Raw genomic sequence first — 12,220 nt, 5'->3', positions numbered from 1 at the left:
TCTATCTTTCTTGTGAGAAAGAGGAAGTCTTTGACAGCTGTTTTTTTGTCAATCTGTCCATATCCTTTGCAATCTTCTGGTCGGTGACTTGGGCGTAGATTTGCGTGCTGGCAATAGACGAATGCCCCATCATCTTAGCGATGCTCTCGATAGGCACACCAGCCTCTAGCGTTAGCGTGCCGAACGAGTGTCTTGCACAGTGCCAAGTCAACGGAGTACGGATGCCACATGCCAACCCCACGGCTTTGAGATGACGGAGTAGCTTCCAGTCGCTCATTGTATCGGGGAATATCTTGTAATCTCCTCTGCTCTTCGCCTTCGTGTAAAGGGCGAGTATCTGCTCCGCTATCGGATGCAGGGGTATCAAGCTCTCCACCTCCGTTTTCTGTCTTGCCTTGCGAATATACCGCTTCCCCTCGCTGTTCGTCTCGATTTGCGAAGCTCGTAGCCCCTGCAAGTCAACAAAAGCCAAGCCTGTAAAGACGGAGAAAAGGAACATTCTTCGGCTTAGTTCTGCTCCTTCATCCTGCAACGGAAATGCCAAGAGGTTGCGAGCAGCCTCTAACTCCATCTCATACGGCTCAAAACAGCACCACAATTGCGGAGTGTTCACTTACTGAATACTCTTCCGTCAGTTACCTACTCCTACCTCTTCGTTACCATTCGGAGAATGGGCTAACGATTTGGTAACGGAACTTCTGCTCAAATCCATCTCTTTTGCACTTTACCTCGCAGTGCAAACCACTGAGATATTGTGCGAACCGCTCTCATTTCCATTCACTTACCCGCAATTCTCTTCCTAATGTCCTTCCCCCTAAAAGTTCCTCCGTTGGAACTCGAAAGTTCCTCCGCTGGAACTAAAAAGTTCCTCCCTTGGAACTAAAAAGTTCCAAGAGGGGAACAACTTTTGGAACTCGTATCTGTCAAGAGTTCAGTGCGATATGAAGGCGCTTTGACAGCATCCTATTATAGTAGGGGACCGCTAAAAAAGGATGTAGCCCGCTGGCAGGAGAGATTTCCTACTAGCGGGCTACAGATTTAATGCGTTGGCTCTTAGTCTAAGGCCTGCGATGTGGCGTAGCGACGAACTAGCTGCGTCACGATGGCGAGGCAGCGCTCCATAGCATCGAGCGAGCAGTACTCGTGGAGGGAGTGGAAGTTGCCCCCACTGGTGAAGATGTTGGGGCAGGGGATGCCTCGCTCCGAGAGAACCGCCCCGTCTGTGCCTCCACGTATCGGCTGGATGATCGGCTGGACACCGACCGCCTCGTAGGCTGCGATGGCGTGCTCGATGACCTCTGGGTGCGGAGCGATGTAGTCGTACATATTGCGGTACTGGTAGGAGACTTCGACCGCTAGCTGTGCAGCGTGTGGCTCTTCGTTGATCTGCTGAGCCACCTCTTGGATGCGGACTATGCGCTGCTCTAGGAGCTGGCGGTCGTGGTCGCGGATGATGTACTCAGCGGTTGCGGACGAGACATCGCCCGACATGTGGCATAGGTGCAGGAAGCCTTCCCGTCCCTGGGTCACCTCGGGCCGCTCGCTCATGTAACCTAGTCTGTAGTCGAGCTTGATGAGCGACTGGAGGGCATGCCGCATCGTGTGGTAGGCACTGCCTGGGTGGACGTTGTGCCCCGTGGCGGTGATGCGTGCAGAGGCTGCGTGAAAGCACTCGTACTCAAACTCGCCCTCGAGTCCTCCGTCGATGGTGTAGGCGTAGGTCGCCTGAAGCTGGCTCTCGTCGAAGGACTCTAGTCCTCGCCCGACCTCTTCGTCTGTCGTGAAGGCTAGTGCGATAGGTCCGTGCGCTAGCTCGGGCTTGCTCTGAAGCTCCGCAGCAAGGGTCATCAAAATAGCGACGCCCGCCTTGTCGTCAGCTCCGAGGAGTGTCGTCCCATCGCTCGTGATGAGCGTATGCCCCACATAGCGCAGCAGGTCGGGGTAGTCGCTGGGACTTAGTATGCTGTCCTTGAGCTGTATCGGCTTGCCGTCGTAGTTGGGGTGGAGACAGGGAGAGACTTTTTCGCCAGGAGCTTCGGGCGAGGTGTCTACATGAGCGAGGAGCGCGATGCGAGGCACCTCTTCGTAGCCAGCAGTGGCAGGGATTTGCGCTATCAGATAGCCTGCATCGTAGCAGGTGGAGGGTATCTGTAGCTCCGTTAGCTCGGAGTGAAGCAGGTGGAGCAAGTCCCACTGACAGGGTGTCGAGGGCTTCGTCGGGCTATTCGGATCGGAGGTGGTGTGCACCTTTACGTAGCGGAGAAATCGCTCTAGAAGTTGGCTCATAGCGTGTGCCGATGCTTAGCGCTGCTTGATGATACTGTTGATGACACGGCAAGTGCAAATGAGCTTGCCACTCTGGGTGGAGTAGATATCTACGTTCCAGACATGTGTGCTGCGCCCTTTGTGGAGTATCGTAGCGACGCCGCGCACGGTGTCTCCGATGACTGTCGAGGAGACGTGGTAGCCACTCACCTGCATGCCGACTTGTATCTCGCCTTCGTTGGCGATGGCTACAGATCCTAGTCCCGCAAGGGTCTCGGCAAAGGCTAGCGAAGCCCCTCCGTGCAGTATACCCATCGGTTGTCTCGTACGATTGTCCACGGGCATCGTACCCGTGACATAGCCACGGGCTATCTCTGTGCAACGCATGCCGAGCGTACCCATGAGCGTATTGGGCATGATTTCGTTGGCATCTTCAGGGTCAAAGGGGACTCCGTCGTAGCGCAGCTTGATCTGCTTGGTGATCATGTGGGCTAAGCCCGCAGCATCGCAAGAGGTGGTGATGTAGTCGGCGCAACTCTTGAGTGGCTCGGGAGCGTTTGCCATAGCTACGCCCAGTCCAGCGCGCTGTACCATGGCAACATCCTCTAGGGTGGTGCCGACGGCGATGATGTTTTGCTGATTGAGGTCTAGTCGGTCGAGGATAAAGTCGAGTGCACCGCGCAGGCTGACGCCAGAGGCTACGATCGAGAGCTCATTCATCGGCTCATCGTAGAGGGTGGCGGTCAAACCTTGTTCTGCGTTGAGCTGGTCGCTCAGCTTAGCCAGGCGATCTTGTCTGGCTAAGATGAGGGCTCTAAAGATTGGCTCGGCGGGAGCTTTGAAGGGCTCATCTGCCTTGGTCAAGTCTAGGATCGGCATGCCCCAGAGCTTGGCTAGCTGGAGGATACGTGGCTGATGGGTCTTCGTAGCGTAGAGTGCTTTTTCACCTATGAGTGCCAGCGTGTAGTCGCTATCGACCAGCTCATAGAGATGCGTGAGCTGCTCAGCACGCAGAGGACGAGAGGCTAGCTCACGGCCCGTGCGACAGTTGTGAATGCGTGCGCCTAGATGGGAGATGATGTAGCCGCTGTTGCGCGGTAGTTGCAGCTGCTCCGAGATATTCAGGAGACTACTCATAGGCGCTTCGCTGGCGACCGCCACACGCAGGGCGTACTCCTCCTGCACCTCTAGGAGAGCTTCGCGGTCCTCCAGAGCGATCTCGCCATTGCTCCCGAGTAGGCAGTTGCGGTCTTTGATGGCGAGGAACTTATAGCCGCCACTCTTTGCTTGATTCATCATATTACTCCTTATTATAATGCGGACCAGTTAAACTGTACCCCGATACGCCCGCTGTAGGGCTGCGACATGTCGTAAGCACCTAGTCCGTAGTGCTGACTGTCGAAGGTGGCAAAGAGCGTCCACATCTTGGTCAAGCGGTACTGCGCCGTCACCTCAGCGGTGAGTCGCGTGAGTGAACCCCTAGCGGCACCCTCGCGAAGCCCAGTCTTGGGAGCCTGGGCGGGGTGCAGGATCTTGGTCGTGAGGCTGGTGTCGTAGTAGACCACCCCACGAAGGTCTAGGCGCTTGGTAGGACGGACGGCTAGCTTCGCATAGCCTTGGAAGTAAGGTTTGGGAACGCGGCAAGAGTAGTTGGCAAGATGGTTAAACTGCGCTCCGAGGCTTAGTTCACAGACCTGTGCAATGACGGTAGAGAGGTCTAGACCAGCGTAGAAGATGTCGAGCTTAGTGTACTCGTTGCGCTGCGACTGTAGCCATGAGCCGTACAGCTCTTCGCCCGTGTAGTAGGGTAGGAGGTTGAAGCCGTAAGTGCGGGCGTAGTGATCGTACCCGCCGTATAGCTCGTAAGTGCCTGAGCCGAGCTGTAGCTTGACGCCTGTGCGAGAGCCGAGCTGCTGACGCTCAGGTCTAGGCAGTGCGTCGAGCATGATGCCTGGTATGCGGGCTAGGTAGTCAAAGGGATTGACATCTTGTAGCCCACCTGATGCCTGCAGGTACCACTCCCAGCGTCTCTGATCAGAGAGCGAGAGACGAACCTCTGGGTAGACCAGCACCTCTTGGTTGGCCAAGTCCACGCCCACACCGCCTGAGAAGTCGAGATCGGCAAAGTTGACGAACCCACGATAGCGGAACTGCGGGTGCGCCCCTAGGAGGAAGAGCTGTGACGGCTGGCCCGTGCGGATACGCATATCGGCTCCCAATCCGAGAGACCAATCGTCAGAGAGCTGCACAGCGGTAGCTCCATCGGCGTCTATCACGTGCATGTGCTCGCTTGCAATGAGATCCCTTTGAGCTGGGCTGGGTAGTGAGTGGGATAGGAAGGAGTAGCGTGCGCCAAGGTCAAAAGACCAGTTCTGCGCCTGGAGGTTGTCTATGCGACCCGTCAGACTGTACTCGCGCAGTGCATCTTGCCAGCCAGTGCGGTCTAGTAGGGGTATCTCGTTCATCTGCATTCTCTGCTGCGTAGGCGTATGCGCAAAGATGTGGCTGCGTATGCCTCCCTGCAGCTTGATCATACTCTCTCGCCAGTGGTAGCTGTAGCCTAGGACGCCCTCTGTAGCGTGGCGGTACATATTCGTCTGGTCGGGGACTTCCTCGAGGTAGTGATAGTCCGCATCGGACTCATCAATCGGGCCATGCACAGAGTGGTTGGGCCAGTTCTTGCTGAGCGAGAAAAGCTCCGACCGATGCGTCAGATCGAGGGAGAGGACGTTGTGCTGGCTCCCGAAGTGCCACTGTCCCGCCAGATCTCCACCGAAAGCTGGAGCAAAGCCTCCGAAGAGGCGAGCCATGATGCCATTGTACGGCTGAGGCACCTCACGGGCAAAGCCCGACAGTTGTGGCGTCGGTGCTGGCGAGAGGGTCGGCGTGAAGTCTCTCGTGGAGCGAGGCGTAGCTGGATTGTAGCGCTCGATCTGAGGCTTCGTCAGAGGTATAGGGGTAAAGATAGGATTGGTGTCATCGATCTGTCTCACCTTGTCGCTCACCACGGTGACCTCGCGGCTGATCGTGTCACGCTCGGCCAATGTTTTGGTGTTTTGAGCTAAAGCAGGGAGTAGTGTGCTGAGCAGGATTAGGAGGAGACTATATAGTCGTTTCATCGCTTGTAGACTTAATCGTTGGAATAGTAGGGTAGAGAGATATTAGCGAGCGGTGCTCTGGCGAAGCTGTGCAAGCTTTTCGGCAGCACGCTGACGTATCGGCGAGGTCTCGTCGGTGTAGTTCTTGAGCAGGCTCTCGAGGTATAGTCTTGCCGTGTCGGGGTCTCCCTTGGCGAGGTACCAGTCGGAGAGCGTTATAATCGTCTCGGCAGATAGTTCGGGGTCTGGGTAAGCGTCGTTGACCAACTTGTCGAGTAGCTGCTTCGAGTAGCTCTGCTGGATTTTGTTGGAGACGTAGTATTGCGCTAATAGGAGCGTGCCCTGGGTGCCGGCATAGGTCTCTATGCGGGCGACAAGTGGCTTCAGGAGTGGCTCGATCTGGTTGCCTCGACCTGTCTTCACGTAGCTGGTCGCTAGGCGACAAGTCAGGAGGTCTAGTTGCTCTTGGCTCCACCCCTTAGACTTGTCTAGCTGTGGGGTTACGACCTTGATGACCCACTCATACTGTCCCGCTTGGAGCGCGCTCTCGGTGGCCGAGAGCAGTGTCGTCTGGTAGTTCGCTGGCTCTAGCGGTAGTGTGAGTAGCTCCTGCTGCAAGGGCAATGCTTGCGCATAAGCTCGCTGATGAAGGCGCATGGCTGACATCTTCTGAAGCAAACCTATGTGTAGCTCCTGCGACAGTTGCTTGCGGCTGGGGTAGATGCGCTCATAGAGTGCTAGAGCGTCCGCCTCCTTACCAGCTCGCTCGTAGATATCGGCCAAGTAGTAATGCGCTAAGAGCGAAGAGGCTCCCTGAGGCTTCAGTGCTAGATACTCCTTGAGCAGACGCTCCGCCTGTGGCTGTCGCGACTGGTAAGCTCGCTCAGCTGTCTCGAAGGAGATGCTCATCGCCTCGCTCTCGTTGATGGCGTAGCTTCCGCCAATGCTATTCGCGTACTGAACAAACTCTGTGGAGCGTCCCTCCTCGATGTAGATACTCTTGAGTGCTTCGTAAGCTTGCTTTGCCTCTTCACTCTGTGGTGCCTCGGCTAGGAGTGCTTTGTAGGTCTCGATAGCTCGGCTCGTCTCATTCCTATTATAATATAGTAGTGCCAACTGCAGGGCTGCCTTGCGCCCATACTCACTCTGTGGGTACTCTTGCGCTAGGCGTGTGAAGGCTCCGATAGCCTCCGCATGTTGTCCCGACAGCTCCATAGCGCGTCCCTGATCGTACATAGCACGAGGCTTATAGAGACTATTGGGGTGGCGAGCGACCAACTTATCGAGAGCAGCTATCTGCGCCTTGTAGTCCTTCTTGAGGCCCTCAATGTCTGACAACATGTAGAGCGCATAGACCTGATTGTCCGGTGCGAGCCTATAAGCCTCCTCGTAGTAGCGTACGGCTGGCGTGTAGTGACCCTGCATATAGTGTGCGTCACCTAGACGGGCGTGGACATCAGCTTGTAGCGTGTTGTCGAGCGTGCCCTCTTGGAGTAGTATGGAGAGCGTCTGTGTGGCAGCACTGTACTGCTTCTGCTTGATCTGACTATAGCCTAGTAGGTAGCGAGCTATCTGTAGCTGCTGGCTAGAGGCTGTGCGCTTATTGAGGATGGCCGTGAGGGCTTGTGAAGCACGCTTGTAGGCACCCTGCTGAGAGAGAAGCTGCGCCCCTAGCAGCTCAGCCTCGGTCTGGTGAGCAGACTTTGTGGCAAGTTGCTGCGCCTGCTGGTTATAGCGTTGTGCTAGGGCTAGGTCGCCCGCCTGTTGCGCCTGCTGTGTGAGCTGATTGAGCAGATAGCACTGCGCCTCTACAATTACGGGCGAAGGTCTCTGGATACGTCCTATGGAGGCTAGACTAGTTAGGTAGTCAGGGCTGCGGTAGTAGCTCTCAATGAGAAAACGCTCCATAGCCTCGCGGTGTGCCGACTGGGCGAATGTGTTGAGAAACTCTTCGCAGAGCCTCACCTCCTGACCAAACGAACCGCTCGCCTTGCTGCGCATCAGCAATACCTGCTCATACATGGCAGCCTCACGGATCGTGGGTGCTACGGCTCTATCTGCCGCCACCTGATAGGAGGCAAGGGCTTCGGAGTAAAGCCCCATATCTCTACGAGCACGTGCTAGGTAAAGGTTGGCCACGCCACTGGTCTCCGCGTCGCCACGGGTCGCTAGGAGTAGGTGCGGGATCGCTTGCTCCGTGCGCTCTGTCTCCATGTAGGCAGCCGCGAGTATGAGTTGGTCTTCGGGAGTCAGGGCATTAGCCTTTTGTTCTGCTAATGGGGCCAGACGTTCGATCGCTTTGCTCGGCTCCTCGAGACGATACCAAGCATTTGCCTCTAGAATCTGACTCTCCGTGCGTTGCTCCTCCGAGAGATGTGCCGTGGCGAGTGCCTCGGTGTGCGTGAGTACCGACTGATAGTTTTGCCGATAAAGTGCTATCCGTGCCAGTCCCAGACGAGCGTCGTACTGCAGATCTCCCTGATCCTGTATTGGGATGAGCGTGCGCTCAGCCTTGTCCAAATTGTTTTGCGCGATGTATAGCTGCGCTAGATAGAGCCTAGCCACATCGCCCCAGTAGTCATCACCTGCAGCGGTCATCTCAAAGAGCTGCTCTACCTGCTCCACAGGACGACCAGACAATAGGAGTGCGTAGGCCATCTTGACCTGCCACTCGCTGCGCACCTCACGTGTCAAGGTCCGCTCACGTACCTGCTCTAGCGTATGGCGAGCACGATTGTACTCCTTATTATATAGGTAGTGTGTAGCACGAGCTATGCGCGCGACCTGTGCTTGACGGGAGATGGGATCTGTGGTGATATACTCCTCCAGCTCGGCAGCAGCACTCGGACGACCCAGCAGATGCGCCCCAGAGGTGGCAAACCACCCATCCACCTTGCTCAGACGTTGTGCAGGGGTGAGGAGCATCGTGGTACGTAGCGGTGAGCCCGCTGCGAGGGTCACCTCGATAGCATGCTGCTCGGTGGGTATGCTAAAGGTCTCTTGCGCCTGTAGTTGGTAGGCTAGTGGCAGATTGCCGCAGAGCAGTAACGTATATAGGAATCCTTTGTAGTTCATCGGTAATAGTCTTACTTAGGGGCGAGGTCCTACGGATACGCCCGATCGATTCTAACGCAAATCTACTGAAATAACTGCTGAGAGCAAAATATGCCGCCTTCCGTACATTCCACTCTCTAGTGCCTTACGTTGCTACCCGTCCAGTGGAGCTTAGCGTTTTGTTGTCTGCAAAAAAAACTATCTTTGTGGCGTAGTGATTGTTTCCTGCTTGTTTCACCTTCTGGTACAAGGTGTTGAATCAGCGGGAGACTTCAATGAGAGATCTAACTAGAGCGAAATGACAAACCAACAATACTAACTTCTAAGCTTTATAATTATGAAACATACGACATGGTTATGCGCTTTGCTCCTATTCATGCTACCACTCGTGGCAAAGGGACAGCAGCAGGTGACGCTGGACAAATCTCAGCAAGAGATCGCTAAGGTCATAGAGACCGTTATGCACCTATCTGAGCAGGAGGCTATCCTCGATCAGACTGATGCTACGACACGTAAGGCTGTCGAGGTTGTGCGAGCCCTCACTGGCCAAAAAGAGTACAGTGAGAAGGAGGCTACAAACCTCGCCTCTGCACTTACTCTAGAAGACAATCACATCGTAATCCTCCCTAAGTATCAGCGTCCAACAGAGGGTGCCACGTGGGATGGCGTATCCCTAGCTGAATTCGTGAAGGCTATTGATGACTTTCGCTCGATGACGCTAACGGGACAGCAATAGTCGGCTGTGTAGTCCGTATCTTTCGCACCTATCCTTCTAGAGACTGTCGCTCGTTAGCTGCAGTCTCTAGTTGTTTTTAGGGGGCTATTCATCTTCAAAAGAGCCTCTTTACGAAGAACATGTCGGGAAAACAATCTTTTTCTCTACCTAATGGTAGGTATTCCGAATATTCTTTGTAACTTTGAGGTCGAAGAAAACCAATTGTATCACAGTACCCGATTTTTGTCAGTAGACGGGAGGAGGGTACAATATCTATAAAGTACTACACATGGCAAAATTTAGAGGAGCAATCGTAGTCAACGAGCAACGCTGCAAGGGGTGCAACCTCTGCGTTGTAGCGTGTCCTACTGCGAGTATCTCACTTCACCCAGACGAGGTGAACGACAAGGGGTATCACTACTGCTATATGAGCAGCCCCGAAACATGCATTGGCTGCGCTAACTGTGGCGTGGTTTGTCCCGACGGCTGTATCAGCGTCTATAAAGTAACCCTTTAATCCTATAGCTATCATGGCAGAAGTAAAACTGATGAAGGGCAACGAGGCCCTGGCACACTCGGCAATCCTTAACGGACTGGATGGCTATTTCGGATATCCTATCACACCTCAGTCTGAGGTGCTCGAGACTCTTATGTCGCTACGCCCCTGGGAGAAGACCGGTATGGTCGTCCTACAGGCTGAGAGCGAGGTCTCTTCTATTAATATGGTATATGGAGGTGCTGGCGCTGGTAAGCGTGTCATGACCTCCTCCTCTAGCCCTGGTATCAGCCTCATGGCTGAGGGTATCAGCTACATCGCTGGTGCTGAGCTACCCGCACTCATCGTCAACGTGATGCGTGGTGGTCCTGGTCTAGGTACGATCCAGCCAAGTCAGGCTGACTACTTCCAGACCACCAAGGGTGGTGGACATGGTGACTACCGCCTCATCGTACTAGCTCCTTACTCTGTACAGGAGATGGTCGACTTCGTCGGTGTCGGTATGGATCTAGCATTTAAGTATCGTAACCCTGTTATGATACTGAGCGATGGTATCATCGGACAGATGATGGAGAAGGTGGTTCTACCCGAGCAGAAGCCTCGTCACACTGATGAGGAGATCGCTGCTAGCTGCCCCTGGGCTACTACAGGTCATACACCTGACAAGCGCTCTATCATCACATCTCTCGAGCTAGACTCAGCTGTGATGGAGCAAAACAACCTACGCTTCCAGGAGAAGTATCGTAAGATTGAGGAGAACGAGATACGCTACGAGGAGACGATGACAGAGGATGCTGACTACGTACTCGTAGCTTTCGGCTCTTCTGCACGTATCTGCCAGAAGGTCGTTCAGGTAGCTCGCCAAGAGGGCCTCAAGGTAGGTCTCGTACGTCCTATCACGCTATGGCCTTATCCATACGAGGTGATCACCAAGCTTGCTGAGCGTGGTGTCAAGGGCTTCCTCTCTGTCGAGCTCAATGCTGGTCAGATGGTCGAGGATGTCAGACTAGCTGTCAATGGCCGCTGCCCTGTAGAGCACTTCGGACGTATGGGTGGTATGCTATTCTCTCCAGACGAGGTCCTCAACGCTCTGCGTACGAAGCTCGTCAAGTAAGCTTACCCTTATCAATAACCAGTAATAGACAACAAATATCATGGATATAAAGGATATAACCAAACCAGAGAACTTGGTCTATCAGAAGCCAAGTCTGCTCAACAACAACACGATGCACTACTGCCCCGGCTGTAGCCACGGTGTCGTGCATAAGCTGGTTGCAGAGGTCCTCGAGGAGATGGGCATGGGCGACCAGGCCGTCGGTATAGCTCCTGTGGGCTGCTCCGTCTTCGCATACAACTATATAGACATCGACTGGCAGGAGGCTGCTCACGGACGTGCGCCCGCTGTAGCTACTGCTATCAAGCGTCTATACCCTAATAAGCTCGTCTTCACCTATCAGGGTGATGGAGACCTAGCTGCTATCGGTACAGCTGAGACGATCCACGCTGCAAACCGTGGTGAGAACATTGTCATCATCTTTATCAACAATGGTATCTACGGTATGACTGGTGGTCAAATGGCTCCTACCACACTACTCGGTATGAAGACAGTCACCTGTCCTGATGGTCGTACGCCAGAGCTTAACGGCTATCCACTCGTCATCTCTAAGATCCTCTCTGAGCTAGATGGTACCTGCTACGTCACTCGTCAGAGTGTACATACAGCTGGTGCTGTACGTAAGGCTAAGAAGGCTCTACGCAAGGCTTTTGAAAATTCACTCGCAGGCAAGGGTACCAGCGTCGTTGAGTTTGTCTCAACCTGCAATACAGGCTGGAAGATGAGCCCCGCTAAGGCTAATGAGTGGATGGCAAAGTTTATGGTCGACAAGTACGCTCTTGGTGACATCAAGGATGTCGAGTCTAAGGGTAGCAACGACGAGGTGGTTACAATGAAAATCTAATCAGACGAAAGGAACAACTATGAATTACGAAATAGTCATATCTGGCTTCGGAGGTCAGGGCGTACTCTCTATGGGTAAGATCATCGCTTACTCAGGCATTATGGAGGACAAGGAGGTATCGTGGATGCCTTCTTACGGACCTGAGCAGCGTGGTGGTACGAGTAACGTCACGGTCATCGTGAGCGATGAGCCTGTTAGCTCGCCTGTTGTCAACGAGTATGATGTAGTCATCGTACTCAACCAGCCATCACTCGACAAGTTCGGCCCCCGTGTTAAGAAGGGCGGCATCCTCATCTACGACCCAGCTCTCATCCAGCACAAGTCTGATCGTAAGGATATCAACATCTACGAGGTACCTGCTACTGAGCAGAGCCTAGAGATGGGTAATGACAAGATCTTCAACATGATCATACTCGGTGGTATGCTCAAGGCTGCTCCTATGCTAAAGCTTGAGAGCATCATCGCAGGACTCAAGAAGTCTCTGCCTGAGCGTCACCACAAGCTGATCCCCCTCAACGAGGAGGCTATCAAGCGTGGTATGGATAGTCTAGTCAAGGTCAACTAGTCTACAGAGACCCTTACACTAACAATAACAAGGCGTCCGCCGATCTACTCATTAGATTGACGGACGCTT

General features: G+C 54.1%; 9 protein-coding genes and 1 pseudogene. 5 read left to right on the top strand and 5 right to left on the bottom strand.

Going from position 1 to position 12,220, the window contains the following annotated elements; translation table 11 throughout:
* Position 1: 1 nt before the first annotated feature.
* The 5 genes and pseudogenes from RDM37_RS00180 to RDM37_RS00160 form a co-directional block, all read right to left on the bottom strand.
* Positions 2-547: pseudogene (locus tag RDM37_RS00180) on the bottom strand (site-specific integrase); the annotation flags it as partial.
* 506 nt (positions 548-1,053) lie between these two features.
* A complete protein-coding gene (gene pepT / locus RDM37_RS00175) occupies positions 1,054-2,286 on the bottom strand; it encodes a peptidase T (protein WP_308554109.1) in 1,233 nt (410 codons plus the stop codon).
* A gap of 15 nt (positions 2,287-2,301) precedes the next feature.
* Positions 2,302-3,564 (bottom strand): HAD hydrolase family protein, encoded by a 1,263-nt coding sequence (locus RDM37_RS00170; protein WP_308554107.1) that lies wholly within the window; start codon positions 3,562-3,564, stop codon positions 2,302-2,304.
* Between the two features lie 11 nt (positions 3,565-3,575).
* The gene (locus RDM37_RS00165; protein ID WP_308554105.1) at positions 3,576-5,384 is read right to left on the bottom strand and encodes a hypothetical protein; all 1,809 of its coding nucleotides are present in this window, start codon (positions 5,382-5,384) and stop codon (positions 3,576-3,578) included.
* 42 nt (positions 5,385-5,426) lie between these two features.
* Entirely contained in the window at positions 5,427-8,438 is a 3,012-nt protein-coding gene (locus RDM37_RS00160; protein ID WP_308554103.1) for a tetratricopeptide repeat protein, read from the bottom strand.
* Between the two features lie 316 nt (positions 8,439-8,754).
* Here RDM37_RS00160 and RDM37_RS00155 point away from each other — a divergent pair, with 316 nt between their 5' ends.
* The 5 genes from RDM37_RS00155 (at position 8,755) to RDM37_RS00135 (ending at position 12,151) form a co-directional block, all read left to right on the top strand.
* Positions 8,755-9,153 carry a hypothetical protein gene (locus tag RDM37_RS00155; protein ID WP_308554101.1) on the top strand — a complete coding sequence of 133 codons (399 nt, stop codon included), beginning with the start codon at positions 8,755-8,757 and terminating at the stop codon, positions 9,151-9,153.
* Positions 9,154-9,421: 268 nt separating this feature from the next.
* On the top strand, positions 9,422-9,649 hold the full coding sequence (locus tag RDM37_RS00150) for a 4Fe-4S binding protein (RefSeq protein ID WP_296952485.1): 228 nt from the start codon (positions 9,422-9,424) through the stop codon (positions 9,647-9,649).
* A gap of 13 nt (positions 9,650-9,662) precedes the next feature.
* Positions 9,663-10,742, top strand: a complete 1,080-nt coding sequence (locus tag RDM37_RS00145; protein ID WP_308554099.1) for a 3-methyl-2-oxobutanoate dehydrogenase subunit VorB — start codon at positions 9,663-9,665, stop codon at positions 10,740-10,742.
* A gap of 40 nt (positions 10,743-10,782) precedes the next feature.
* Complete coding sequence (locus RDM37_RS00140) at positions 10,783-11,586, top strand: thiamine pyrophosphate-dependent enzyme (RefSeq protein ID WP_308554097.1); 804 nt, start codon at positions 10,783-10,785, stop codon at positions 11,584-11,586.
* A gap of 19 nt (positions 11,587-11,605) precedes the next feature.
* Positions 11,606-12,151, top strand: a complete 546-nt coding sequence (locus RDM37_RS00135; RefSeq protein ID WP_308554096.1) for a 2-oxoacid:acceptor oxidoreductase family protein — start codon at positions 11,606-11,608, stop codon at positions 12,149-12,151.
* Positions 12,152-12,220: the final 69 nt, after the last annotated feature.

The organism is uncultured Porphyromonas sp. (assembly GCF_902489635.1).
Classification (GTDB): Bacteria; Bacteroidota; Bacteroidia; order Bacteroidales; family Porphyromonadaceae; genus Porphyromonas.
The sequence above is the reverse complement of the archived record's forward strand: the minus strand, read 5'-3'. Positions and strand labels throughout refer to the sequence as shown.